Source organism: Mycobacterium simulans, assembly GCF_900232995.1.
Classification (GTDB): Bacteria; Actinomycetota; Actinomycetes; order Mycobacteriales; family Mycobacteriaceae; genus Mycobacterium; species Mycobacterium simulans.
The window spans coordinates 3,074,262-3,099,396 of record NZ_OCVX01000003.1; the positions used below are offsets into that span (position 1 = coordinate 3,074,262).

General features: G+C 63.8%; 19 protein-coding genes and 1 pseudogene. 7 read left to right on the forward strand and 13 right to left on the reverse strand.

Translation table 11 applies throughout. From position 1 onward, the window contains the following. Window positions 1-234: 234 nt before the first annotated feature. A complete protein-coding gene (locus MSIMFI_RS14750; protein WP_191497752.1) occupies window positions 235-531 on the reverse strand; it encodes a hypothetical protein in 297 nt (98 codons plus the stop codon). Window positions 532-722: 191 nt separating this feature from the next. On the opposite strand from MSIMFI_RS14750, the gene MSIMFI_RS14755 reads away from it, so the two are divergent. Together MSIMFI_RS14755 and MSIMFI_RS14760 are read left to right on the forward strand one after the other, a co-directional pair. Further along, entirely contained in the window at window positions 723-5,201 is a 4,479-nt protein-coding gene (locus tag MSIMFI_RS14755) for a cation-translocating P-type ATPase (protein WP_191497753.1), read from the forward strand. A 23-nt stretch (window positions 5,202-5,224) separates the two neighbouring features. Then, a complete protein-coding gene (locus tag MSIMFI_RS14760; protein ID WP_191497754.1) occupies window positions 5,225-5,701 on the forward strand; it encodes a hypothetical protein in 477 nt (158 codons plus the stop codon). Here MSIMFI_RS14760 and MSIMFI_RS14765 read toward each other — a convergent pair. The 6 genes and pseudogenes from MSIMFI_RS14765 to MSIMFI_RS14785 form a co-directional block, all read right to left on the reverse strand. Next, the gene (locus MSIMFI_RS14765) at window positions 5,698-7,191 is read right to left on the reverse strand and encodes a class I adenylate-forming enzyme family protein (protein ID WP_191497755.1); all 1,494 of its coding nucleotides are present in this window, start codon (window positions 7,189-7,191) and stop codon (window positions 5,698-5,700) included. The genes MSIMFI_RS14760 and MSIMFI_RS14765 overlap by 4 nt on opposite strands. Then, window positions 7,188-8,108 carry an acyl-CoA dehydrogenase family protein gene (locus MSIMFI_RS14770; RefSeq protein WP_191497756.1) on the reverse strand — a complete coding sequence of 307 codons (921 nt, stop codon included), beginning with the start codon at window positions 8,106-8,108 and terminating at the stop codon, window positions 7,188-7,190. Before MSIMFI_RS14770 ends, MSIMFI_RS14765 begins: the two co-directional genes overlap by 4 nt. Beyond that, window positions 8,105-9,265, reverse strand: a complete 1,161-nt coding sequence (locus MSIMFI_RS14775) for an acyl-CoA dehydrogenase family protein (RefSeq protein WP_191497757.1) — start codon at window positions 9,263-9,265, stop codon at window positions 8,105-8,107. The genes MSIMFI_RS14770 and MSIMFI_RS14775 overlap by 4 nt, the downstream gene beginning before the upstream one ends. 2 nt (window positions 9,266-9,267) lie before the next feature. Continuing rightward, window positions 9,268-9,723, reverse strand: a complete 456-nt coding sequence (locus MSIMFI_RS30010) for an acyl-CoA dehydrogenase family protein (RefSeq protein WP_449870771.1) — start codon at window positions 9,721-9,723, stop codon at window positions 9,268-9,270. Between the two features lie 15 nt (window positions 9,724-9,738). Beyond that, window positions 9,739-10,374: pseudogene (locus MSIMFI_RS30015) on the reverse strand (acyl-CoA dehydrogenase family protein); the annotation flags it as partial. After that, entirely contained in the window at window positions 10,371-11,423 is a 1,053-nt protein-coding gene (locus tag MSIMFI_RS14785; RefSeq protein WP_191497759.1) for an acyl-CoA dehydrogenase family protein, read from the reverse strand. The gene MSIMFI_RS14785 and the pseudogene MSIMFI_RS30015, both read right to left, overlap by 4 nt. 58 nt (window positions 11,424-11,481) lie before the next feature. On the opposite strand from MSIMFI_RS14785, the gene MSIMFI_RS14790 reads away from it, so the two are divergent. Then, window positions 11,482-12,333, forward strand: a complete 852-nt coding sequence (locus MSIMFI_RS14790) for an LLM class flavin-dependent oxidoreductase (protein WP_191497760.1) — start codon at window positions 11,482-11,484, stop codon at window positions 12,331-12,333. Here the strand turns inward: MSIMFI_RS14790 and MSIMFI_RS14795 are convergent. Both MSIMFI_RS14795 and MSIMFI_RS14800 read right to left on the reverse strand, forming a co-directional pair. Next, entirely contained in the window at window positions 12,305-13,036 is a 732-nt protein-coding gene (locus tag MSIMFI_RS14795; RefSeq protein WP_191497761.1) for an SDR family oxidoreductase, read from the reverse strand. The two genes, MSIMFI_RS14790 and MSIMFI_RS14795, sit on opposite strands and share 29 nt — an antisense overlap. 18 nt (window positions 13,037-13,054) lie before the next feature. Then, a complete protein-coding gene (locus MSIMFI_RS14800; RefSeq protein WP_191497762.1) occupies window positions 13,055-13,876 on the reverse strand; it encodes a FadR/GntR family transcriptional regulator in 822 nt (273 codons plus the stop codon). A 58-nt stretch (window positions 13,877-13,934) separates the two neighbouring features. On the opposite strand from MSIMFI_RS14800, the gene MSIMFI_RS14805 reads away from it, so the two are divergent. After that, window positions 13,935-16,304: a CaiB/BaiF CoA-transferase family protein gene (locus MSIMFI_RS14805; protein ID WP_224770193.1), complete on the forward strand. Its 2,370-nt coding sequence runs from the start codon at window positions 13,935-13,937 to the stop codon at window positions 16,302-16,304. Window positions 16,305-16,404: 100 nt separating this feature from the next. Here the strand turns inward: MSIMFI_RS14805 and MSIMFI_RS14810 are convergent, their stop codons facing one another. After that, entirely contained in the window at window positions 16,405-19,821 is a 3,417-nt protein-coding gene (locus tag MSIMFI_RS14810; protein WP_191497764.1) for a DEAD/DEAH box helicase family protein, read from the reverse strand. A 102-nt stretch (window positions 19,822-19,923) separates the two neighbouring features. Continuing rightward, entirely contained in the window at window positions 19,924-21,216 is a 1,293-nt protein-coding gene (locus tag MSIMFI_RS14815) for a Fic family protein (protein ID WP_191497765.1), read from the reverse strand. A 250-nt stretch (window positions 21,217-21,466) separates the two neighbouring features. Here MSIMFI_RS14815 and MSIMFI_RS14820 point away from each other — a divergent pair, with 250 nt between their 5' ends. Both MSIMFI_RS14820 and MSIMFI_RS14825 read left to right on the forward strand, forming a co-directional pair. Continuing rightward, window positions 21,467-21,715 carry a hypothetical protein gene (locus tag MSIMFI_RS14820; protein WP_191497766.1) on the forward strand — a complete coding sequence of 83 codons (249 nt, stop codon included), beginning with the start codon at window positions 21,467-21,469 and terminating at the stop codon, window positions 21,713-21,715. Continuing rightward, window positions 21,712-22,005 (forward strand): ribbon-helix-helix domain-containing protein, encoded by a 294-nt coding sequence (locus tag MSIMFI_RS14825; protein ID WP_191497767.1) that lies wholly within the window; start codon window positions 21,712-21,714, stop codon window positions 22,003-22,005. The genes MSIMFI_RS14820 and MSIMFI_RS14825 overlap by 4 nt, the downstream gene beginning before the upstream one ends. Before the next feature lie 96 nt (window positions 22,006-22,101). Here MSIMFI_RS14825 and MSIMFI_RS14830 read toward each other — a convergent pair whose 3' ends face one another. Both MSIMFI_RS14830 and MSIMFI_RS14835 read right to left on the reverse strand, forming a co-directional pair. Then, a complete protein-coding gene (locus tag MSIMFI_RS14830) occupies window positions 22,102-23,256 on the reverse strand; it encodes a restriction endonuclease subunit S (RefSeq protein WP_318187393.1) in 1,155 nt (384 codons plus the stop codon). After that, on the reverse strand, window positions 23,208-24,665 hold the full coding sequence (locus MSIMFI_RS14835) for a type I restriction-modification system subunit M (protein ID WP_191498201.1): 1,458 nt from the start codon (window positions 24,663-24,665) through the stop codon (window positions 23,208-23,210). Before MSIMFI_RS14835 ends, MSIMFI_RS14830 begins: the two co-directional genes overlap by 49 nt. 214 nt (window positions 24,666-24,879) lie before the next feature. On the opposite strand from MSIMFI_RS14835, the gene MSIMFI_RS14840 reads away from it, so the two are divergent. Next, window positions 24,880-25,071: a ferredoxin gene (locus MSIMFI_RS14840; RefSeq protein WP_186243974.1), complete on the forward strand. Its 192-nt coding sequence runs from the start codon at window positions 24,880-24,882 to the stop codon at window positions 25,069-25,071. The last annotated feature ends 64 nt before the right edge of the window (window positions 25,072-25,135 follow it).

Here is a 25,135-nt window from a genome sequence, read left to right on the forward strand (position 1 = left end):
CTTCGCGTCCTTGCTACACCGGAGAGTTAATCTTGCCGACCATGCCGGTCGCTCGGCAGCTGTCACCCGAGGTGCTCGGACGGGGCTTGGGAACGTTCGATGACAAACTCACGCACCGACCGTATCCGGGGTATCGTGGCGCCCCGGGCTCGGCGCTCACCCACTCCGGGTCGCCCCCTCGCCGAGCGATCGACCTTGATTGCGTTGTCAGGCTTGGCGACGGGTTCTGCACTGTCAATCGCTATGTTCTTCTTGCGGGGCCTCGGACGAACGGCTCTTGAGTTTGCTGGCAACCAGAGCAACCCCACCGCCCGCGACCAAGACAGGCCATTCGGCCACGGCCACAAGGCCGATTGTGGCCGTGGTGAACACGGTGCGGGGACGGATGCGGCCTTCGCGGACACCGGTACGAATGTCTCGTGTCGTCACGACGACGCCCTCGGCAAGAGCCGTCGCGAGCTGGCTAACTGTAGAAACGGTCTCGCCAGCAACCGAACTGGCGGACTTGGTGGCGCGGTCGACGAGTGACATGGGCTCTCCTAATTTCAAGATTTCTTGTGTGATTGGCCAAAAATTAGTCGTCCGTTAGCCTTTCAGATTCGATATTTCACCTCTCATATCCTCTCGATACCTACGGTGTAGCGACACGCATGTGTCAATGAGTGTGCGGTGCGCGTCCGGTATGTCAAGGCCAGCTATCGCGAGAGGGCGGTAAAGCGCAAATGGTCTGCAAAACGGTCTTTGAAGCGGCCTTAGAACCGATCGTTTCGGGGCTTCGTATGGTGATCGGCGGCGGTGCAGCCGCGGCGGCCGAGCTGTTAGGTGGTGAGCGTCCGCGCCGCCGGTGGGCTGCCAATGGCCGGGGATGGATCGAGTTGCGGGTACCCGATGGGTCGCGCACGGCTGATTTCGCAGCCTTTCTCGAGAAGACAATCGGCAGCACCGCGGGTGTCTCACGAACTCAAGTGAATTGGCCGCTTTCGCGGCTGGTGGTGGACATCGAAGAGGACGGTCCCACCATCGAGCAATTGGTCCAGATGGTGACGGCAATTGAGCGGGTCTTTGCCGCGGCAATCGATCGAAGTGAGCCATGCGGTGAGTCCGAACCCGCGAAGCCGGCCCGTTTGCCGGGGATCGACATTCCGGGGGATGGCGCGGAGGTAGTCAATCGACTTAGCCTGCTGGCGGCCAAGGTTGCGTCGCTAGGGCTTACGGCCGCATTGCAGGTGGCGCGGGCACCCCGGTTGCCGCGGGTGTTCGCCGCGGTGACCACCTTCGCCGAGGCGCAGCCCGATGTACGCAGGGTCTTCGAGCGATCACTCGGGCGCGCCCGCGCCGATGCCCTGCTCGCGTTGGGAACAGCCGTCACACAATCACTCGGTCATACACCGTCGGTAATAGCCGCCGATATTCTGCTTCGGGGCCTGCGTCTCATTGAAGCGCTGGCGGCCGTGGATGCCTGGAATGAGCACGAACCGCATTTGGCGCTCAGCGCCGGATGCGAGCCACAGCCCGAGTACTCCAGGCCGCGGCCGGTCCCGGACACGGCGCCGGAAAACTACGCCAGAGCAGCGACAGCGGCCGGCCTTGCCGGCGCCGTTGCCCTCGCCGTAAGCGGCGGTGCGGCCTTGGCGAGCGAGGCGGTCATCGTCGCCGCGCCACGGGCGCTCAACTACGCCCGCGAGTCGTTCGCTACCACGTTCTGCGCCGGCTTGAATCGCAAGCACCACACCCTGGTGCTGCGCCCCGATGTGCTGCGGCACCTGGACGGTGTCGACGTTCTGATCGTCGACCCCGAAGTGCTGGTGGGCGAAAGCCTGCGTGTTACCGAGATCAGCGGCGTCGATGGCGAACTGCGCACGAAGGTGTGGCAGTGCGCCCAAACTGACGTCAACGCCGGCCTGCTGGGTCCGGGAGTCCATACCGGGTGCTCGCTTTCACCCGCGCATGAGCTGCCCGATCTGCGCGACTTGGAGGTGGTCGTGACGCGCAGCGCCGACCCATTCGCCGAGCCACTCATCGCCGCGGCACGTGCCGCGGAGCTCAAACTATTGTCGGTGGACCAGGCCGATCCCGGGCACCTGCGGGGGACGTTCGACGAACTGGTGCGCGTGGGTGATGACGGCCTGGATGGCAATGTCGATCGCGCGATCTTTACCGCCATTCGGCGATTGCAGTCCGACGGCAAGGTCGTCGCCGTCGTCGGGCGTGAGCTACCGCATGCGTTCGCGGCCGCGGACATTGCGCTTGCCGTCTGGCCCGCCGATCGGGCGCCCGCGTGGACGGCGGACGTACTGATGCCAAATCTGAAAGTTGCTTGCCGGATCGTCGACGCCATACCCGCGGCCAAGTCGGCGGCGCGGCGCGGCGTCGAGTTAGCGGCCGCCGGAACCGTTCTCGGGACGCTGACGCTGCTGCCGGGCGTCCGGGCCGCAGGCGTGCGTCCGAGCATCGCGGCCGCTGCCCTCGCGCTGATCCCCGGGTATGTGATCGCGCGAGGGGTGGCAATGCAGCCCGATCCTGCCGCCGCGGCGGACACCGAATGGCATGCACTGGACGCCGACCGGGCGCAGCAGCAAATCCGGCTGCTCCGGCCGGATCTCGACAATCCCGTTGCCCCAAATGCCGTCGCGGCCCGGGCGCCGAAGTCACGGGTGCAGGCATTGGCCGCCCGTTTCGTGGACGGCGGCAAAGACGTCGTCGAGGCGATATGGCACGAGATGCAGGATCCACTCACACCGATCCTCGCCACCGGGGCACTCGCGAGCGCGCTGATCGGGTCTCCCGTGGACGGTGCCCTCGTAGCGATCGTGCTACTGGGCAGCGCCGGGATGTCAGCTGCGCAACGACTCAGCTCGGACCGCCGGTTGTCCAAGATGCTGAGCGCTCAGACGCCACCCGCGCGCATCAGCACCGGTCCGGACCAGTTCGAGCTTGTGGAGACCGAGCGGCTGACACCGGGAACCATCATCGAAGTGCGCACCGGCGAGGTCGTCCCCGCGGACGCACGGGTGTTGAGCGCGGTAGCCGCGGAGGTGGACGAGTCGTCTCTCACCGGTGAGTCGTTGCCGGTGACCAAAAACCCCGCTCCCACACCGGGTCGTCCTTTGGCGGAACGGGCCTGCATGATCTACGAGGGCTCGACCGTGCTCAGCGGTGTGTGTCGTGCGATGGTCGTCGCGGTCGGCGACGCGACCGCCGCGGGCCGGGCCATGGCGCTGGCCCCGCGTCGGCGCGATGAGGTGGGGCTGCACGCACAGCTAGCCGCGGTTACGGCGAAGGTGTTGCCCTGGACCCTGACCGGTGGCATCGGTGTGGTCGCAACGGCATTGCTGCGTGGATCGGGAATTCGGGAGGCAGTCACGAGCGGTGTCTACTGTGCGGTTGCCGCGGTGCCGGAGGGCCTGCCGCTGGTGGCGACGCTGGCCCAGCGCGAAGCGGCCAGGCGCCTGACCGAGCGGAATGTGTTGGTCCGATCGCCACGGTCGGTCGAGACGCTGGGCCGAGTCGAGGTGGTCTGTTTCGACAAGACCGGGACGCTGAGCGAAAACCGTCTCGTGGTGACGGACATCTCGGCACAGCCAGGTTTCGACGAGGACGTGATTCTTGAGCGCGCGGCGCTGGCAACGCCGGTTGCGCTCAGCGAGCACGCGCCGCTGCAGGCGACGGATGCCGCCGTCGTCAATCGAGCCGGGAGCCAGCCGAAGCGCGACCGCGAGTTGCCGTTCCGCGCTGGCCGGGCCTATGCGGCGGGGCTGGACGGCGACCGGCTCGCGGTCAAAGGCGGACCGGAGGTCGTGCTTTCGGCGTGCGTCGAGGGCCAGGACGGCGCCGTCCGCGAGGCGCTGTTGGCGCACGTCCATGCGATGGCTACGCGCGGCTTGCGCGTGATCGCGGTCGCCGAGCGCACGCTGACGGAGGCCGACCTGGCGGTCGCCGAGGAGAAGGGACTGGAACCCTTGTGCGGCAACGGGCTTCGCCTGCTCGGCTTCCTTGGTATCACCGATACGCCGCGACCCGACGCGAGGGAACTTTTGCTCGGGTTGGCGAAACGGGACATCGGTGTCCGCGTCATCACCGGTGACCACCCGGCAACCGCCCGCGCCATCGCTCGTCAGATAGATCTCGACGTCCCGGATGACTGCGTGATCACGGGAGCGCGCTGGGAGCGACTGTCGATCGCCGAACGCGCCGAAGTAGTCAAGGACAACGTCATTTATGCGCGTATGACGCCCGAGCAGAAGGTGCAGATCGTCCAGCAGATCAGCAATTCCGGTGTCGTCACCGCGATGGTGGGAGACGGCGCTAACGATGCCGCGGCGATCCGTGCCGCGGCTGTAGGAGTGGGGGTGTCCGCTCACGGAAGTGATCCGGCCCGCGGTGCCGCGGACGTGGTGCTGACCGAGGGCCGCGTCGGAAGTCTGCTGGATGCGATCGAGGAGGGCCATCGGCTATGGCAGCAAGCGCAGGCCGCGGTCGCTATGCTGCTTGGCGGCAACGCCGGTGAGGTGGCCTTCAACGTCTACGGAACGATGGTGCGCGGCGTCGCGCCCCTTACCGCCAGGCAGATCCTGCTGGTGAACCTCCTGACCGACGTGTTTCCCACGACGGCGGTTGCGGTGAGCGCGGTCCGCAACATGCGGCCCCCTTCGGAGCGTGGGATCAACATGGACGATCTCATGCAGACCGTCGCTATCCGCGGTGCCGCAACGACCATTGGCGCAAGCGCTGCGTGGAGCATGGCCACCTTTACCCGCGCGGCCCCGCAGCGTGCGGCGACGGTCGGTTTGGTGGGCTTGGTCACGACGCAACTCGGACAGACGTTGTTGGAATCACGCGATCCGCTCGTCATCGGCACCGTCGCCGGAACCTTCGCCGCGATGGCCGCGCTCATCACGACGCCGGGCCTCAGCCAACTGGTCGGGTGCGTCCCGCTGGGTCCGTTGGCATGGTTCGAAGGTCTGGCCCCGGCCGTAGCGCTGACCGTGCTTACCGCCGCCAAGCCCGACCTACTGCTCCGGACGGCGTCGCTTATCGGTAAGCGCATCACGCAGTATGCGAGCAGGGCCGACCGCCGCTTGACCGGCGTGATGGGGTCGCTCAACACCTGGGCACAGGAGCTACCCGGCATGGACAAGGGGACCGTCGAGGAGTGGGAGCCGGCGTCGCAAGTTGAGTACAACCTCGTCCCCGCCAGTTAACCGACGACCGCAGAGAGAGCGCCATGACCACAGTGAACGAAGACCAGGCAAATGTCTCGGCCGAACCCGAGGCGACTGACGAAATCAGCCCCGGGGAAGCGGATTTCGACTCGGGAGAGTTTGACTTCGGACTGCTTACGGCCGACGAAGTGGCTCTGGGCAAGCGATGGGCTGCGTATGCAGCGGCACATCCGAACTCCAAACGCATTGCGGCCCTGCGAAAATTGCGTGAGTTTGAACAACGTGCGATCGACTTGCCGGTCGTTGGGAAGTTCTTTACTCCCGACACCCATGATGCTGCCTACGTCGCGGGAATGGTGGGGCTACTTGCGTTTGGCGCCGTCGAACTGCCGATTGCACTCATCGTGCTGGGCGGGCACGTGCTGGTAAAGCAGCACCAGAGCCGGGCCATGTCAGCAATCGGGGAGGCCATGGAGGATTGCTTGGCGCCTCCGATCGTGGTCGGGGGTGCCATCGCCGCAACGCGCCCAACGCGTTAGCCGCCGCGGGCCGCGATCATCGCCGAGCGGTTCACCTTCGTTGCCGCCGTGCGGGGGATGGCGTCGACGAACTCCACGGTCTTGGGAACCTTGTACGGCGCCAGCCGGCTCTTGGCGTACTCGATCACTTGTTGCTCGGTCAGAGCCGTCGCCGGTTGTACCACGGCGTGCACGCGGCGCCCCCAGCGCGGGTCGGAGATGCCGATTACCACGACGTCGGCGATGCCGGGGTGGCCGGCGAGCGCGGACTCGACCTCGGCCGGAAAGACATTGGCGCCGCCGGTGATGATCATGTCGGCCCGGCGGTCGACGATGTAGAGATAGCCGTCGGAGTCCACGTGGCCAATGTCGCCGGCGGAGCGAAACCCATCCTCGGTTGACGGCAGCGGCGTCGCGCCTCCCAGATAGCGGTATCCCGCACTCATGGGCGCGCGCAGGTAGACGTCGCCGTCTTCGCCTGGGCCAAGCGGTCGTTTGTTAGCGTCCAGAATCCGGATCTCGGTGTCCCGAAAGCCGCGCCCGACGCTGCCCGGATGAGACAGCCATTCGTCGCCGCGCAGCGCGGTGAGCCCGAGATTTTCGGTCATGCCGTAGGCCGTCACGATTTGTTGCGGGCTGAGCAGCTCAAACCAGGTATGCAGCAGCGACGGCGGCATCACCGCGGCGCCTTGCAAGATAAACACGATGCTGGACAGGTCTCGCTTACGGATGTCGGGTCGGGCCGCGATGCGCGCCAGCATAGTCGGCGTGGCTGTGAAGTTGCTGATCCGATAGCGCTCGATCACGTCCAAAACCAATGCAGCATCGAACTTTTCGAGGATCACCAGATGGTCGCCGGCCAACAGGAAGAGGAACGTGGCGAAGCCGTTGGTGTGATACATCGGCGCGGGCACCATGATCGTCTGCGGCTGGGCTACCGGAGTCCAGTTCGACAGGAACGGCTCACCTTGCTGAGGTATCCATAACGAAGGCGCCAAGTTGAGAATCACCTTGGGCACGCCCGTCGAACCGCTGCTGCAGATTCCGTTGGCGGTAGGGGAAATAGCTTCGGGCTGCGGACTTTCGGATTCGCTGGCGGCGCGTGCTGCCAGCTCCCACCGGCTGTCTTCGTCGACGACCACGGCGGGGTCGATCACCGCGCGCACCCGGCTGCGCTCCCACTCGGGTAGATCCCAGTGCATGGGAACAGGAACCGCGCCGATCTTCCAGCATCCCAGCGTGGCCAGCACTAGGTGTTGCGAATTCGGGATGGCAAGTGCGACCAGGGAACCCGTCTGCGCACCTTTGGCGGCCAGTGCCCGCCCCCACCTGTTGGCACGGGCGTCAAGCTCACCGAAGGTCAGCGACTGGGCGGTGCCGTCCAACGCGACGATGGTCACGGCCGGATCGTCGCGGCGTTGTTCGGCAAGCTCCTGGAGCTTGGTGCCGAAAGGGATTCCGTCCTCGAACGGGTTGGCGGCTACTCCAGACTCAGCGGGGTTGGCGCTCATGAAAACAAAGTCTCCAGGTGGCCGTCTCGGACGTCGGGTATCAGGCGCAGCGCAAGCCCTTCGGCCCCCAGCGGCAACCGGATCAGCGGTTGGGTATGCCGGTCGAGGAGGCTGACGTCGGACTCATCGCAGAAGCCAAGGGCGCCGAGCAACTGGTGCGATGTGCGCAGCACCTGTTGCGCAGTGTCGGCGGCCTTGAGTCGAAGCGCCAGCGCGTCGGACGAACGTACTTGCACCGCTGTCGTTTCCAGTCGCCAGATGGTGTACTTGGCGAGCTCGTGAAGTCCGCGCACCGCGACCGACGCATCCGCGACCGCGAACCTGACGGCCTGGAAATCTGCCAGTGGCTTGCCGAACTGGACTCGGGCGCGCACGTGCTCGGTGACGATATCCAGGCATTTCAGCATCGCACCTAGAACTCGCCATGACCCCAGCACGAGGTGAAGATTAACGTCGTCGGTTGGCACGGTTCCGTCGGGTGCGCTCAATGTGGCGGCTATCAGAAAGGGCCCCAGCTTGGCGCTCGTTCGCGATGCCGGCCGCGGATGGTAGCGATTGCCGTCGAGGTCGGCGGCGATCCAACTTCCGGCAAGATCGCCGTGGTCGATGCGCGGTGCGTGCGGATTCACCAAAGCCAATCGGGCGCCGTCGATCGCCAGTAACTCCTCGACGAGTGGATAGGGCAGGGCCGTCGCGCCAGCGGTTTGGCACAGCACCGCTGCTGCTAAGACGTCGTCGGATGACGACCGGACATCGAGCTCGAACGCGCCGAGCTCACGCAAGGCGCCGCGTGCCGCCTCGCGAACTCTGTCGTCGGTCTCGGCTCGCAGCGCGGCTGGCGGCCCGCCGATCCGGGTCAGTCGCTTGGTGGCGACGCCGGCGAAATCGGTAATATCCTGTGGCAGTTCGGTATTCACCGGTGTTGTTCTCCCAAGACGTCGCGCGCCACCAGCATTCGCTGCACTTCGATCGTGCCGGACGCCACGGTGGCCGCCTGTGCGTAGCGCCAATGGTCCTCGATCGCCCCATGCAGGGCCGCCGACGTGCCGCTGTCCAGCGCGGATGGGCCCAGGACGTCGAATAGCAGCTCGGCAACCTGCTGATCGCAGGTGGTGGTGGCGATGCGTGCCGCACTGGCCGCCGCGCCCGCCGATGGGTCGTCCTGCAGGGAAATGGCTCGGTAGGCCAGCACTCTGGCCACCCGCAAGTCGACGAGAGCCCGAACCCAGCGGGCGCGAATCGATTCGGGCAGTTGCTCCCAGTCGTCACCGAGTTGCCTGCGCATCCGGTCGAGTAGCGATTCGCAGCGTGCGTAGCGCGCAATGCCGACGCGCTCGAACGCCAGTGCTTCCCGCATCACCCGCCAGCCATCGCCGGGCTCGCCCAGCACGTCGCCGGGAAATGCCTGCACGCCGTCGAGGAACATCTCGTTGAGGTGATGAGGCCCGAGCATCGACGGGATCGGCCGGACGGTGAAACCGGGACGATCCATCGGAAGCAGAAACAGGGTGAGCCGCTTGGGCTTTGGGGCGTCCGGATGGGTGCATGCCGCCAATACACACCAGGACGCCATTTGTGCGTACGACGTCCACACCTTCTGGCCGGTGATGCGCCAACCCTTGCCGTCAGGGCCGTCCGGTACGGCGCGGGTCCGCAGCGACGCGAGATCGGTACCGGCTTCGGGCTCGGAAAATCCTTGGCACCAGATGACTTCTCCGCTTGCGATTGCCGAAAGATGCATTTCCTTCTGTTCGGCTGTCCCGTAGCGCATCAGTGCGGGACCGACCCAGTTGATTCCCATGTATTGCGGACCACGCGGTTCGTGGTGGGCCCACATTTCCTCGCGCAGTACCGTCTGCTGCCAGATCGAACCTCCACCACCGCCATACTCTTTCGGCCACGCCAGTGCGAGCAGTCCCTCGGCTGCCAGCAGCTTGCAGAAGGTCTCGGTGGTGGCAAGGTCGCGCGGATCGTCGGTGCAGGCGCCCAAGAAGTCGGCGGGAATGTTGTTGGATATCAACTGCCGTAGGTGCATTCGCAGTTCGACGGCGTCATCGCCGAGGCCGTAATCCATAGTCATCCCTTCGGCAGCCCGAGCAGCCGCTCGGCGATGATGTTTCGCTGGACTTCGGAGGTTCCGCCGTAGATGGTCGCCGCCAGTGCATCTTGTCGTTCGAAGAGCAGATCGGGATCCCCGGCCGACCCTGGCCCCCCTGACGCCGCGCGAAGTTCCCAAACACGTTGCAACGTAACCGATCCAAGAAGCTTCATGATATCTGCCTCCGGGCTGGGTCGCCCGGCGAGTTCATTGTCCAGGGCGCGGTATCCGGTGGCCCGCAGCGCCTCGGCATCGGCGAGCAGCGAGCCGAGTTCGGTGTAGATGTCTTCGTCTTGGGTGCCCCGGATCGAGTCGAGTGCGCGTTTGATCTCCACCCAGTTCATGATCCAGATCATCTGGCGCTCATGGTGTAACGACGACAGCGCAACGCTCCAGCCGCCGTTTAGTGGGCCCAACAGATTCTCCACCGGCACCTCGACGTCGTCGAGAAAGACCTCGCAGAACGTCTCGTCGGATATGGATGCCATCCGGATGGGTTCGATCCTGACGCCGGGAGAGTGCAGGTCGAGGATGAGGCAGGAGATGCCGCGGTGTTTCGGCGCATTCGGGTCGGTGCGGGCATATAACGTGCACCAGCGCGACTCGTGGGCCTGGGTGGTCCAGATCTTCCTGCCCTTGACCCGGTAAATGTTGCCGTCGCGCTTGGCGCGGGTGCGCAGACCGGCGAAGTCCGATCCGGCCTCCGGCTCGGACATGCCCAGCGCCCACCATTCGTCGCCGCGCAGCAGGGGTACCAGGAGGCGGTCGATCTGCTCAGGGGTGCCGAACCGCCGAATGCCGGGGGCAACAACGTTGGGACCGGCGATGTTGGGCAGCTTGGGCGCGGAGCGCATCGCTGCCTCGAGACGGATCTCCATTGCGTCCCGCAGGCCCAGTGATCGACCGCCGTGCTGGCGGGGCCAGGAGGGCTGTAACCAGCCCGCTTCGAAGGCGGCCCGCTGATAGTCCCGCCGCAGCGGGATATCCCAACGGTACTGGCGATAGTGCTCGTAGTAGTCGCTTGGCAGAAACTCCGTCAACCAGGCGCCGTACTCCTCGACTTGTGCCGTTTTGTGGGCAGTCATGCGGCGCCTCCGGCGAAGCGGGCGCCCACTGCGTGGTACAGCGCCCGACTGTCGCCCAGCAGGGCAGCACCCTGCCAGGCATGTCGGATATAGAGGTGGGCATCGTGTTCCCAGGTCTGCGCGAGCGCACCGTGTACCTGGACTGCGGTGCGCGCACAGCCGACGGCGGCGTCGGCCGCTGCTGCCTTGGCGAGCGCCGCGGCGATCCAGTTGCCGCGTGGATCGGCGGCCGCCGCGTAGGTGAGGCTCCGGGCACGCTCCACGCTGACGTAGTTGTCCGCCAGCGCATGCTTGATTGCCTGGAACGCGCCGATCGGCTTGCCGAATTGATGTCGCGTCTTTGCATGCTCGACGGATCGCTGCAGGACGGCGCTCGCCACGCCGACGAGGTCGGCGGCGGCGGCGATGAGCGGTGCTGCCAAGACCGCTTCGACGGTTTCCACGGCTGCGATCGCGACGGGTTCGGTGTCGATCTCAATATCGGCGATGGGTTGTGCGGGATCGATGGACTCGCCCGCGAGCGTGGTCGTGCCGTCGCCGACGCGCGCTACAGCGGCTATCGGACCTTCGTCGGAGGTGGCCAGCGTGACGACCAAGTAGGCACGAGTCAGGTTCGGGACCGCCACCGCACGCCCGCGTAAGCGCCCATCCTGCAGCGTCATCGGTGGCCCGGGCAACCGCTGCCCCGGGCAGTGCACGGCCAGCGTGGCGACCACACCGGTCGCGATGTCGGCGAGAACCGCGTCGAAATTCGGGCCGCATGCCCGCAACACGCTTGCGGCCAGACCGATGCTGCTCAGCAACGGGATAGGCGCTAGGGCGGCACCGCATTCCTCGAGAACCACCGCCAGCTCGAGCGGGCCGTAATCGTCGGCGTCAGATGCCGCGAGTTCCGTCCAGCCCAGGTCGACGACCGTCTTCCACAGGGTGCGCCAGCGCTCCGGGTCGGTCAGTGCCTCGCGGGCGACATCGGGCGGGCACTCGGTACGCAGGATGTCGCGCACGGTGTCACGCAGCGCCAGCTGCTCCGAAGTTAGACCGACATCCATAAGACCCCTAACATAATAAAAATAGTAAACTAGCGACTCTGTTGCAATCGGAGGACGCATGGTCGAGTGGTTTCTGTTTTTGCCGCAGGTGCGGTTGCCGGTAGCCGATATCGTGGACCGGGCGCGGCATGCCGAGGCCAGCGGGTTTGACGGGATCGCGTTCATCGATCACCTTGAGGCACCTGGACAGCCCAACGAAAACATCTGGGAGGCAATGAGCATTGCCACTTGGGTTGCAGCCAACACGCAGCGATTGCAGGTTGGCCATCTCGTGCTTTGCGATGCATTCCGGCATCCCGCGGTGCTTGCGAAACAGGCCGTGACTCTGTCTGCGGCATCGGACGGCAGGTTCGAGCTCGGTCTCGGCTCGGGATCCTGGCCCGCGGAATTCGCCAGATTCGACGTGGGCGAGCAGGATCCGGTGGCCCGGGTTGAGCAGCTCGAACGCCACCTGGAGCTGATCGCGCAGTACTGGGCGGACGGAGAGAAGGCTCAAAGTCCCAGACCGGCCCATCCGATACCCCTGATCCTGGGCGGTAGCGGTCCCCGGATGATGGAACTCGTTCGCAAATACGCAGATTGGTGGAATCTGCAGTCGAATCACATTGATAGGCTGTCTCGATTGGCCCCGACAGTGGGCTCGGCGCGGATATCGGTGCAGCAGATGGTGGGCTTCGTCCGGTCGGGCAGCGATCCGGCCGCCGTGCACGAGGTGAGCACCCGGCGATTCGGTCATCTAGGACCGGGGCTGGTATGCGGTGATGCCGGTCAATTGATCGCACACTTCGCCGGCCTGGCGGCTCAGCGGGTGGAGCGTTTCTACGTGTGGTTCGCCGATTTCGCCGTGCCGGATTCTCTTGCCGAATTCGGTGAATCGGTGATCAAGGCGTTCCCGAACGCTGCGCCTTAGCGCGTCGGCGTGCCTCGGTCGGGACAACGGGCGGGCGAGCGAAAGGACCGCGCCGCACAGCGCTCAGCCGGATCTCCGGCAGATCGACCGACGGGCCGACGGTGTCCAGCCAGGCGACCGCATTGGCGATGTCGGACACTTGAATCGCGTACATCTCGAACGGAACGTCTTGTAGCATCTCGGTTTCCACCGGCCCCGGTGTCACGAGGTGGACACTGATACCGTCGCGGTCGACTTCGAGCGCCAACGCGCGGGCGAACGCGTTCATCCCGGCTTTGGATGCGGAGTAGGCCGTCCGCGCCATCATCGGTTCGTGAGCTGCCGACGATGAAATGAACACCACCCTCGAGCCCGCGCGCATCCGCGGCAGCACCGCGGACGTTACGACGAAGCAGGAATCCAGGTTGGCCGAGATTATCGTCCGCCACTGCTCGAAAGTCTGCTTGCGAGCGTAAGTTCCGCCAAGTGCGCCGGCCGCGTGAACGACAAGGTCGATTGTCTCGAGTTGGCTTATCGCGGCGGAGAATCCGATTGGATCGGACGCGTCAGCCACGATGTAGCGCGCTCCCATCTCGCGGGCTGCCGCCTGCAGGGGCGCCTCGCGCCGGGCCACCAGCACTACGTCGTAGCGCAGTTCACACAGCTTGGCAGCGCACGCTTTTCCGATTCCACCGCTCCCGCCGGTGACCAGTGCGGTTCTCACGGCCTTAACGGCTTCCGTTTATGGGCGGCGCATATCCCGCGGGCGTGACAACGCTTGCGGGGAAAGCGCATAGATCCGTTGTTCGGGTCGTCCGGATAACACATAGGTCTGCGTATCGGCGAGGTGGCGGGCCGCGAGGCGCCGGGCCCGGTCGACGTCACCCTCGGCGATCGTTTCGGTCAACTTGATGTGGGTGTTGAGCACAGCACGGCGCTTGGCGAGCGAGGGATAGGTACCGCGCGCCGCGCTCTCGTCGGCCCACTGTCGTTCATGGCTGGTCCACAGCGTTTCCAAGCTGCCGACAACTGCGATGATCGTGTGATTTCCGCAGCCGCGAACGATGAGATCGTGGAATTGGCGGCCGATTTCGGTGAACTGCCGACCGTCGTCGAGATGCTCAGACATGGCGTCGTTGATCTGCTTGAGCTCCGGCACCAAGGTGTCGGCGCGGTCGGCCCGTTGGGCCGCCAGCGCCGCACACGCAGGCTCGAGTTCCTGCAATGCCATGCCAAGGTCGGCGACTGCGACGGACTTGCTCTGCAAAAGCAGGCCGAGCATGTAGGCGGCGCTGGTCTTGGCGGGCGCGTGCACAACGGCGCCGCCGCGGTTTCCCCTGCGGACGGAAACCAAGCCCTCGGTCTCCAATATCCGCAGTGCTTCCCGCAGCGAGACCAGGCTGACATTGAACTGTTCGACGAGCACTTCCTGGCGCGGCAGCAGATCGCCGTCGGCAAGTTCGCCGTCGATGATCTGGCGGCGCAACTCATCGGCTACGATTTCGGCGATCCTCGGCGCCGACAACCGGCGACGGGCATCGGGTCCAATTCCCAGGGCGGTCATCCGTTCCTCGCTACTCGACTGGCTTAGCTATTTTAGCAGTAATGGTATAAATAGCCGCGTGAGTCGCGAGGCAGATCGCCGGCCGACACCGTTGGACGAATTGCGTGTCGTCGAGATCAGCGACCGCATAGCCGGCAGCTACTGCGGGAAGCTATTGATCGACGCAGGCGCGCAGGTACGCAAAATCGAACCGCCGCAAGGAGATCCATTGCGGCGGTACTCGGCTACCTGTTCGCCGGTCGCTGCTGGTGCCAATGGCCCGTTGTTCAGCTATCTGAACGCAGGCAAAAGCGGCCTGAGTCTGACGCCTCATTCCGATCAGTACCGTGCCGAAGTTGCCGCCGCCGACGTCGTTGTGGTTTCCGCCGGCCGAGCACGGGCGTTGGAGCTGGGCATAGATCCGGAGCGGCTGCTGGCGGACAATCCACGGGCGGTCATCGTCACCATCTCCGACTTCGGCTGGAGCGGTCCGTTCGCCGATCGCGCGGCCACCGAGTTCACGCTGCAGTCGTGGTCCGGCTGCACGGGCTTTCGGGGTGACCCCGCCGGGCCGCCGATCTCGATCGGCGGCGATCTAGGGGAGTACATGGGTGGCGTGTTCGCCGCGTTCGGGGCGCTGGCCGTGCGCCGCCGCGTACAGCACGGCGGCCCGGGTGAGCATCTCGACCTGTCGATGTTCGAGGCGATAACGCTGATGCAGAGCAGCGAATGGCTGCATTCGCAATTGCTGCGGGTTCCTCCGGTCCGTCGCACGCTCGAAGTGCCGTCGATCGAACCGGCCAAGGACGGCTACGTCGGGATCACGATGGTCACCGGTCAGCAGTGGCTTGACTTCGCCGCGATGGTGGAATGCCCGCAGCTGGAGGAGATCCCGCAGCTGCGATTTCAGATCGGCCGGTGGGAGTACCGCGACCTGATCCGCGAGCTGATCGGTCCGTGGATGGCCGGACGGACGGTTGACGAGATCGTCGCGCTGGGGCAACTGTTTCGGCTGCCGATTGCGGCGTTGGGTAATGGCGCCACGATCCGCGACATGGACTACATGACCGAACGCGGGGTGTTTGTCCGCAATCCCGCCGGGTTTCATCAGCCGCGTCCGCCGTGGTTGATGTCGCGGTGCGAGCCTGCACCGTTGCGCGCTGCCTTGGGTACGGATAGCGACGAGCTATGTTGGGGTACAACGGAACCTGACTCTCAGCTTGCGCCGCAGGGATTGCCGCTACAAGGTGTTCGAATCGTCGATCTGACCGCATTCTGGGCTGGGCCGGCCGCCACTCACCTGCTGGCCGCGTTCGGCGCCGACGTCGTCAAGGTGGAGTCGATCCAGCGCCCCGACGGCATTCGGTACTCCGGCGGCATGCGCACCGACGTGGACGACTGGTGGGAATACGGCTGGGTGTTCCACGCGATGAACACCAACAAGCGTTCGGTAACACTGGATTTGGGCTCGGACGAGGGACGTCGCCTCTTCCTGGGTCTGGCCGCCGGCGCCGATGTCGTCATCGAGAACTTCTCGCCGCGGGTGATGGATCACTTCGGGCTCACCGCCGACGTACTGCTGCAGGCCAACCCCAAACTTGTCGTTGCCCGGATGCCGGCATTCGGGCTGGAAGGGCCGTGGCGCGAGCGGGTCGCATTCGCACCCACCATGGAGCAGGTCGGCGGACTGGCCTGGGTGACCGGGCTGCCGGAGACACCGCCGGTGACGCCGCGTGGCGCGTGTGATCCGCTGGCCGGCGTGCACGCCGCCTTTGCGGTGCTGGCCGCGCTGAACTTTGCCGAACGCACCGGATCGGGCCAGCAAGTCGAGCTGCCGATGGTCGAAGCGGTGCTGAACACCACCGCAATTCAGCCGATCGAGACCGAGGTCTTCGGGAAAACCCTGAGCCGGCGCGGCAACCGCGGTCACGGCGGGGCCCTGCAGAACATCTATCGATGTGCTGGTCCGGACGACTGGATCGCGGTGAGCGTGTGTGACGACCAGCAGTGGCGGGCGCTGGTTGAGGTGATCGGCATGGAATCCCGGCTGCCGGCAACGATGGCCGAAGCACGACAGCGGGCCGACGAGATCGACGGCATCCTCTGCGATTGGTTCGCCAGCCGAGATCTCGCGTCGACGGTGGAGCGGCTGGCGACCGTCGGGATTCCGGCCGCGCCCGTCGTATCACCTTCGCTGGTGACCGACAACCCACAGCTGCGCGCGCGGGGGTTTTTCGAGTCGCTGAACCATCCACGGACCGGCCCCGGCCTATATCCGACACCGCCGTTTGCCCTGCTCGCCGGTCAGCGCGAATGGCTGCTACGCCCGCCGCCGACGCTGGGGGAGCACAATGAAGAAGTACTGCGCGAAAGGTGCGGGCTGACCGAGGAGGAACTTGCGAGCCTCGCCGCCAGCGGGGTGATCGGGACCCGTCCTCAGGGGCTATAGAAGCGGCCCAGTGTTCTGAGTCGCAGGGGCTTGTCGAATGTGGGGGATTTGCACGCGTTCCGAAGACTTTTCGTCCATAAGGCCCACGTTCGGCGAGGGGTCAGGCGGTGACGCTCGTTGTGGTTGCGTTGGCCTTTATAGTGCGCAGGATGTCGACAATGCTCTCCACGTCCGCATCCGGAAAGATGGCGTCCGGTCCGGTGGGCGCATGGTCGGTATAGGGAGACTCATAGAGACGTGCCGGATCCACCACCCCGTTGTAGGTGAGTTCTTCTACAATCAGGTTGACGAACCGTATCTGATCGACCGTGAACTTCGTGCCGTCCAGGTAGCCGCCGAACGAATCGACGGCGGCCTGCCGGTCCAGCCCGACCAACGAGCGGATGAACAAACCGAGGCCATGGGATTGCTCTTCGGCCTGGGCGATGTCGGCGGGTCCGCCCGCACCGCTGTCGATAAGCATCTGCTCCAATTCCTGGAGGTCATCAGGGGTTAGCGGCTTGTTTCGGCGCAGCCGCTGCAACGCGACGTGGTCCTCATGCTGCTTGAGGTATGCGGCGGCTTTGGCGCGGAAGCGCTCCCAGTTGGTTCCGGGGGTGATGCCCGGCAAATCGACCAATGTCGCTTCGCTCAGCTCGTCTTCGAAATCGGTGTAGACGGCGGCTTTCTTGGTCTTCTCCAGGAACCTCAGCAGGCCGCGCAGCCGTCGGCGCGCTAATTCCAACATCGGCAACGTCACATCGACCCACCATTCGTCGCCGGCTACCTCGTCGAGCAGGGCCTGCCGTTCGGCGACGGACGGGATGCTGGCCTGGTTGAGCAGACCGGACGCGATGGCTTGGATTTGCTCGCGGAGTCGTTCCGCCGCCAGGGCATCGCCTTCGAGCTGGGCGAGCTGGCGGCGCAGGACCAACAGGTCGAAACGCTTGGCGTCCTCGTCGTCGTCGATATTGGCCGACGGCAACCCGGCGAGGTGTTCGGCGACGTCACTTGCCGCCTCTGCGGTCAGTGACGACCAGGCGGGCCAGTGGGCGTATTCCTCAACCCATTTGCGATGTGGCCGAACCAAGAAATTGTCCGGGTTCATGCCGACGACGGTCTCGTGCAATGTCCACGCAGTGTCGACGCGCAGGCCCCGCTCCGATTCACTACCTTGTCCTTGCGGCGACTCCGATTCTCCTTGCGGTACAACTAAATCCAGCGTCGTGATCAAGCCCAATCGCGTTTCGAAGAGTCGCTGATTCAACGACTTCTGAATTGAGCCTTCCGAGCCGGGCAGGTCCTGGCTGAAGTATTCCAGGTTGCCGCAGAAGTCGAAGACGTAGAAGTTCTTCTTGTCCTGGCCCGGTCCAAAGAGATTGGGACACAGGCGGGTGCCGCGGCCAATCATCTGCCAGAACTTGCTCTTGGAGCGAACTAGCTTGAAGAACACCAGATTTACGACCTCGGGCACATCGATGCCCGTGTCGAGCATGTCGACCGAGACCGCGATGTGGGGCGGCTTGTCGGCAATGGAGAAGTCGTCGATTAGGCTCTGTGCGTAGCTCATGCCATGGACGATGACGCGCGCGAAACGTCCTGCATACTGGGGATATTGGATGTCGAATCGCTGTTGGATGAACTCGGCGTGGTCTTTGTTCTTGGCGAAGATAATGGTCTTGCCCAGCCGGTCTCCGTCGGCAACCTTGTACCCCTTTTGCATGAGAGTGGCCAGGACCTTATCGACGGTGTCCTCATTGAACAGGAACTTGTTGAGTTCCTCTGACGACACGGCGTCGGGCACATCGCCGTCCTCACCCCAGTCCAGCGAGTCCCATTCGTCTTTTTCCTCTTCACTCAGGTCGTCGTAACGGATGCCCTGTCGCAGAAACTTAGTGCCGACGGACACCCCGACGGGTGGGACGAGAAAGCCTTCCAGGACGGCCTCATCGAGGCTGTAGGCATCGGTCGGGATGCCGTCTTCGAGGTGGAAGAGCCGGTAGGTGTTGTGGTCGACTTCATCTTTGGGTGTGGCGGTGAGACCGATCAACAGCGAGTCGAACCACTCGAAGATCGCGCGGTACTTGTGGTACACCGACCGGTGCGCCTCGTCGATCACGACCAGGTCGAAATAGCCGGGGCCGAACTTCCGCAAGCCTTCGTCGGTCTCGTTGACGAGGTTCATCATCGTCGGGTATGTCGACACGTAAACCCTGCCGTCCGTGATCTTTTCGGTCACCAGGTTGACGGTGGTGGCCGATTGATAGTGCTGCTTGAATGCGTTGACGGCCTGGGTGACTAGTGCGGTCCGGTCGGCGAGAAACAGCACTCGCTTGACCCAGTTCGCCTCCATCAGCTGCTTCACCAGCGCGATTGCGGTGCGGGTCTTGCCGGCGCCGGTCGCCATGACCAGCAAGGCTTCTCGCTGCTTTCTGGTGAATGCGTCGTCGATCGCGCGGATCGCTCGATGTTGGTAGTGCCGTTCGACGATGCCCGAGTCGATCGGGGTATCGGTGAGTGAAAGCCGGGCGTGGCGGCGGCGGATCATCAGTTCTAACTCGTCGCGTGTGTAGAAGCCCTGCACTGGCCGTGGCGGGTAGCCGGCGGCGTCGTCCCACAGCCAATGCTCATAACCGTTGGTGTAGAAGATCACTGGCCGTTGGCCCGTCATCCTCTCCAGGCAGTCGGCGTACAGCATGGCCTGCTGCTGGCCTAATTGGGGGCTTTTCGTGGTCCGCTTGGCTTCGACCACCGCGAGCGGAAGTTCGTCGGCTCCCCAGAGCACATAGTCGACGTGGCCGATGCCGTCGTTGTTAGGCATGCCGGTGACTTCGAATTCGCGGTCTTTGGGGTCGGCCAGCGGCCAGCCGGCCTCTGCGAGCAGAACGTCGATGAACCGGTCGCGGGTTTCGGCTTCGGAGTAGTCGCGGTCGTCGACTTGCCGGTTGACTGCCTGGGCCTTTTTGATTTCTTCACGCAGCTTGGCGATCTCGGCGTCTTTCGCGGCGGCAAGTTCGTCCTTCTCGGCCAGCGCCTTGGCGTGCGCTTCGTCCTGCGCCTTGAACGTGGCCGCGAGCTTGGCGACCTCCTCACGCGTCAGAGGAGCCGCCTTGGCTGCCAGTCGCGGGTCGAATGGTGCCCTGAGCGGAACCGCCTTCGGATTCGTCGAGTAGTGGAACGCCGCCCACACCATGACGTGATGCAGTTCTCTCAGTGCGTCAAGTGCGGCTCTGGGCGGGATCGGTCGTTGCTCGTGGACCGCTGTATTACCAAGTTTGCGAATCAGATTGAGTTTCTGGGCAATCCCTTGGCCGGTCTTAGCGCGGAAGGCGGCATCGTTGATTCGGGCAGCCAGGTCATCTTTGTACGGGATCGGCAGGGCCAGCACGTCATACAGATGACGGACGAGGTGCTCGACCGCGCGCCGGCTGTATACACAGGACGAGCGCGGGTCACTGGTGACATAGCTTTCCGCGCGTGCGCAGTCGGCGTGGATGTCGCGCCATTGGATGGCGCGGACGAAATCAAAATTCGTCACCAGTCCTCCTGCATACGGTCTGGGTCATCATCGCACTCCGCCTGTGGGTTTGGGTCCGCTCGCTTGCGGCGAGCCGATGAGGATCGCACAGCGCACCGACATTCAGCGGTCCGGCAAGGCCGGTGCCGACCGGATCGGCTTGCTCACGCGGGTGTCGAACCGCGTGCTTGCCAACCGCCGCTCGGCCAGGCCGACAAGGTCCAGGATCTCGTCGGCCAGGTAGCCGGTGGTACCTCGGTCGACGCTTTTGCGCGACAGGATGCCAGCGTCAGCGAGTTCGTCGAGCGCGTCCCGGGCGCGTGGAAAAGAGACGTCGAGCAGGCGCTGAACCGTGCGTGTCGTCAACATGGGTGTCTCAGATAGCATTCCGAGAATTCTCGACGTCGCCGAGCCGGCTCGGGGCTCGGGGCGCATCCCGTTTCCGATGCGCCAGTCAGCCAGTCGGCCTCTCCACTCTTCACGCAGCGCATCGATCTCACCTGCCAGCCGCTCGGCCTGCTCCACGGCGATCTCGGCGGCGCGCACAAAGGTCCCCAGCCACGTCGCTGCACCATTGACCGCCGAATCGCTGAGCGGATCGCCGACATACCGAAACGCGGTGAGCCCCTCGACGTAGCTGTCGCGCAGCGTGGCAAGTACCAGGCTCACCGGCAGAATCGCCCGCGGCGCCAGCCCTCGTCTGGCCAACACTGTGTGGATGACCGCGCGGCCGACCCGGCCATTGCCGTCGGTGAAGGGATGGATCGTCTCGAATTGGGCATGGATCAGCCCTGCCTGAATCAGCGGACCATGAGACGAGCCGTTCAGGTACTCGACGAAGTCATCCATGAGGTCGGGAACAGCCGTGGCGGGCGGCGGTACAAAGTCGGCGTGAAGCGGATTCCAGTTCGAACCACCGATCCAGTTCTGCACCGTCCGGAGCCCGTGATGTTTTTCGTCGGGAAGCAGGCTGGACTGGAGGGAGACGATGTCCCTAACCGTGATTGCGGGAGCCTGCACCAATTCCACCGCTGCTCGCCGCAGCACGGTGATGTTGTTGGCCACCAAGCCGGCTTGTGCGCTGAACCCGCGGATTCGTTCGTCCTGGGCGAGCTCAGCAATCGCAATCTGCTTGGGTGATGGCGCGATGCCCTCGATCATCGAGCTGGCAATGGCCTCCGATCTGAGCAGGAACCTCGAGATGCCCTCAAGGCTCTTTGCCCCGGGCTGATCCGTCAGGCGAAGGATCTCGCGTTCGACCGACGCAGCGGAAATCGACAGCTCGGCGGGAATCTGGATCGGCCGGTTGGACAGCGTGTCCGGAATATACGCGGCGTAGCGTCCGCCGCGCCGGTCTCGGGCGACCAGCCCACGGCCGAGCGTCGGCTCCCAGTACAGCTCGCGAAGTTCCGCCATCGCCTTATCTGTTCACGATACGTGCATCTATTTACCTTTAAGATCATAAACGTAAATAGGGGAGGCCGGTATGCACGTTTAACGGCGGCTCCATCGCGGTGGTCACGTAGACGGGTCCTCGGCACGCTACAGCCGCCTTAATAAAGGTATTGCCTTTAATGTCAAAAGGGTATTACCGTTTGGTATGCGGGTCGAAATCCAGCGCAGCGCCCGAAAGCACTAAATCACCGATCCCGAGATTCGCACGCTGGTGGGCTTTCCGGCGTTGCGCCTGTGTCTGGCGGCGCGTCGCACGGGGACACTGCCGGTGCTGTTCATCGGACCGCCTGGGATTAACCAGCCATGGATCGAGGTGATTGCGGACCTCTCCAATCCGGTTCTGGCTGAGGCATTCCACGCAATGATGCTGCGCCGCAGCCTTATTGAGTCCCTCGGTGTGGATGGGCTGGTCGACCCCGATTATGGCCCGCAACGACTTCAACGAAAGGATGAACCATGAGCCGCAAGCGACGACTCACTGAAGATGAATACGCCGAGATGGCTGCTGACTACAAGGCGCATCCACCGACCGCAGACGAGGTGCTTTCCATTGAGGTCAATCCTGCGTTTCTGCGCAAGGGCCGGCCACCAGGCAGGAGTGCGGCGAAAGGCAAGACGCCGCTAGTACCCGTGCGGTTGCCTGATCCGATTCGCGAAGAGTTGGTGCGTCGCGCTGAGGCGGAGGGTTCGTCTGCGTCGGAGTTGATTCGACGGGCCATCGTCGAGTACTTCGTACATCACCCGGCTTAAGGGTTTGCCAGTCCAGTTCCTGATCTCGGCCGTGGTCAGTCCGCCTGCTGTCCGTCCACGAGGAAGAGTTTGACTTACTCGCCCGTCGTCGTTCGCTTACAGCTGGCCGGTGAATGCGCGGGATTGGAGGGAGGCGAAAAGTACTTGGTTCTCAGCGATGGCTTGGAGTTCTCGGTTTTGGACGACGCTCAACGCCGTTATGCGAGACGCAAATTCCTGCTCCGCGGTAGTCCCGGGGCGTGGGATTCGGACGTTCCGTAGGGCTGATGTCTCAAGCCTCTTCGTCCCGTGGGCGGCCGTGCTGACCGATGCCAGTATCCGATTGTGCTGGACACTCAAAGCCGCCCGCAGAAAGGTTGGCTCTATAGAAACCCGAGGGAGAAGCGCCTTGAGGTCCTGATTGATGGTGCACGGCACGCGCACCATCCCAATCGGAACCGTGTGTGCAAGAATCATTCCCCGAACAACAATCACAACGGTGTTTGCAGGAATCTGCTTCAAGCTCGTCGAATTCAGTACTTCTCTAGATAAGTGATCGATCGAATCCCAAAGGTCTTGGGTTTTGAGGTCTTTTGGGCTAAACCAAGGGAGGGGCCCCATCCACCAATCTGACTGCTTTTTCGAAGGTGTTCCGCCACTGTAGAAATCGACCAACTCACCAAGAGGTTCCGACCCAAAACGGTCTTCTGCTCCGGTGTCACCAAACATGTCCACGAAGAACGAATCGCTCAGGTCGCTAAGGTGATCGAGGATTCGGCGTCGTTTAACGCGCAGCGAGTCAGCCTCGTCGAGGATTGCTGCGATCTGACATTGTTCGTCGAGCGGTGGCAGCGGAATGACAACGCCGCGCAGACTTTCCCGAGTAATCTGCGGTTGGGCGGTTCCTGTGATCGCACGTTGAAGCCTGTCTGGCGTCAGAGCATGAACTAAGAACCGAAGGTTTACTCGGGATTCATCCAAATCGTCGAGAGCCATCGCATTGCCGGTGACATAGCTCCGCGGAGGACAAACATTAATCGTTCCGCATGTCGCTCCGCGACAGGTTATAAGCACGGTTTCGCGTTCGTGGTTATAGGATATATACCAGCCGATTCGGCCATTCGCACCGTACACAGGATAACCAGACGGAGTCAGGTCGCTTTGTGAGATAGTGGGCCATTGCCTGGGTCTGCAGAACTCTTCAAGTGCCGCGGTCGGCCAAGTCATGACAGCAGCGCCCTCAGTTCGGCAAGGCTCTGGGCAATCTCGCATTCCAGCTTCTCGATGTCAGCGATGATCTCGAGCGGCGGACGATGTTCAATCTTGTTGTGGACGACGTCTTTGTAGCGATTGATCGACAGGTCATAGCTCTGGGTGACGATGTCGTCCTGAGGAACACAGAATGACCGTTCAGCGCGCGCTCGTTTGCGCTCCGAAGTCGTCCGCGCCTCCCATCGTGACAGCACATCCGGCAAGTCATTGGTCTCGATCGGATTGCGCTTGTCGTCGAGTGAAAACCCGTCGGCCTGGACGTCGTAGAACCAAACATAGTCTGTGCCACCGGAATTCGTCTTGGTGAACAAGATAATCGCGGTTGACACACCGGCGTACGGCTTGAAGACACCCGACGGCAGCTTGACGATGCCGTCGAGCTTCTGATCCTCGACAAGGATGCGGCGAAGATCCTTGTGCGCCTTGGACGAACCGAAAAGCACCCCCTCGGGCACGATGACCGCAGCGCGCCCGCCGGGCTTCAGTAGCTTGAGAAACAGTGCCAGGAACAGCAATTCGGTCTTCTTGGTCTTGACGACGCGCTGCAGATCCTTGGAGGTCGACTCGTAGTCAAGCGAGCCGGCGAACGGCGGGTTGGCGAGGATCAGCGTGTACTTCTCGGCGTCCTCACTAGCGCCTTCCGAGAGCGAGTCGCGGTAGCGAATGTCCGGCGACTCGACCCCGTGCAGCAGCATGTTCATGCTGCCGATGCGCAGCATGGTGGAGTCAAAGTCGTAGCCGTGAAACATGCTGGCGTGGAAGTGGCGTCGCTGCTCGGCGTCGGTCATGACGCTCGGGTGACGGTCGCGGACATACTCGGCCGCGGCGACGAGGAATCCCGCGGTGCCGCAGGCCGGGTCGCAGATCTCGTCGCTCGGCCGTGGTGCCGTCATCTCGACCATGAGCTTGATGATGTGCCGCGGCGTGCGGAACTGCCCGTTGACCCCGGCACTGGCGATCTTCGACAGCAAATATTCGTAGAGGTCGCCATTGGTGTCCCTGTCGGCCATCGGGATGGCGTCAAGCATGTCCACTACGCGCGATAACAGCTGCGGCGTCGGAATAGTGAAGCGGGCGTCCTTCATGTGCACCGAATACGTCGAGCCGTCGCCGCCGAGGGTGCGCAAGAACGGGAACACCTCGTCGGCGACGGTCTTATGCATCAGCGTGGGCTCTTCGTGTTTGAACCTGGACCACCGCAGGTGCTGCTGATCTGGCCGGAAGATGATGCCTTCCTTGGTGCCGGCCTTCCGGGCCTTGTTCTCCGCCAGCGTGTTCAGATCGTCGAGGCGGCGGATGAACAGCAGGTAGGTGATCTGCTCGATCACCTCCAACGGATTGGAGATGCCGCCGGACCAGAACGCGTCCCAGACGCGGTCGACCTTGTTCTTGAGTTCACCGGTGATCACTGCTGTCCCACCCGCCTGTGGTCGTCGGAAGCTGACCAGCACTCTATACAGCGCGATACCGACAGATCCGTGACTTTGAAAATGACGCGCTGGCTTGGTGGGGGTCGCCGCTTGCCAGCTCATCGAGGTGTCGGCAACAGATCCCAACATGGCGGTCATGGAAGCCAACCGCCGATAAGGGGGTATACCGATACAGCGAAGGAAGGAGCAGCTGATGCGCGTGAAAGTGGACCCCGACCTGTGTGAGGCCAACGGGTTCTGCGAATCGATTGCCGCGGACATTTTCGAGTTGGGCGACGAGGACGTGGTGCAGATTGCCGACGGCCCGGTGCCGCCGGGCCGGGAGATCGACGTCCGCGCGGCGGTGGAGCAATGCCCGCGGGCTGCGCTGCGGATCGTCGACTGAGCCGGATCGCGCCGCATCGTTGGGCGACTGTGAATCCTACGACGAGACACGCCGATGGGCCGTC

What these genes read in the sequence shown, in the direction of transcription:
- MSIMFI_RS14765 (WP_191497755.1), bottom strand. Translation starts at nt 7,191, where the DNA reads ATGAGCGCCAACCCCGCTGAGTCTGGAGTAGCCGCCAACCCGTTCGAG.
- MSIMFI_RS14840 (WP_186243974.1), top strand. Translation starts at nt 24,880, where the DNA reads ATGCGCGTGAAAGTGGACCCCGACCTGTGTGAGGCCAACGGGTTCTGC.
- MSIMFI_RS14825 (WP_191497767.1), top strand. Translation starts at nt 21,712, where the DNA reads ATGAGCCGCAAGCGACGACTCACTGAAGATGAATACGCCGAGATGGCT.
- MSIMFI_RS14815 (WP_191497765.1), bottom strand. Translation starts at nt 21,216, where the DNA reads ATGGCGGAACTTCGCGAGCTGTACTGGGAGCCGACGCTCGGCCGTGGG.
- MSIMFI_RS14830 (WP_318187393.1), bottom strand. Translation starts at nt 23,256, where the DNA reads ATGCGAGATTGCCCAGAGCCTTGCCGAACTGAGGGCGCTGCTGTCATG.
- MSIMFI_RS14750 (WP_191497752.1), bottom strand. Translation starts at nt 531, where the DNA reads ATGTCACTCGTCGACCGCGCCACCAAGTCCGCCAGTTCGGTTGCTGGC.
- MSIMFI_RS14800 (WP_191497762.1), bottom strand. Translation starts at nt 13,876, where the DNA reads ATGACCGCCCTGGGAATTGGACCCGATGCCCGTCGCCGGTTGTCGGCG.
- MSIMFI_RS14775 (WP_191497757.1), bottom strand. Translation starts at nt 9,265, where the DNA reads ATGGATTACGGCCTCGGCGATGACGCCGTCGAACTGCGAATGCACCTA.
- MSIMFI_RS14760 (WP_191497754.1), top strand. Translation starts at nt 5,225, where the DNA reads ATGACCACAGTGAACGAAGACCAGGCAAATGTCTCGGCCGAACCCGAG.
- MSIMFI_RS14790 (WP_191497760.1), top strand. Translation starts at nt 11,482, where the DNA reads ATGGTCGAGTGGTTTCTGTTTTTGCCGCAGGTGCGGTTGCCGGTAGCC.
- MSIMFI_RS14785 (WP_191497759.1), bottom strand. Translation starts at nt 11,423, where the DNA reads ATGGATGTCGGTCTAACTTCGGAGCAGCTGGCGCTGCGTGACACCGTG.
- MSIMFI_RS14755 (WP_191497753.1), top strand. Translation starts at nt 723, where the DNA reads ATGGTCTGCAAAACGGTCTTTGAAGCGGCCTTAGAACCGATCGTTTCG.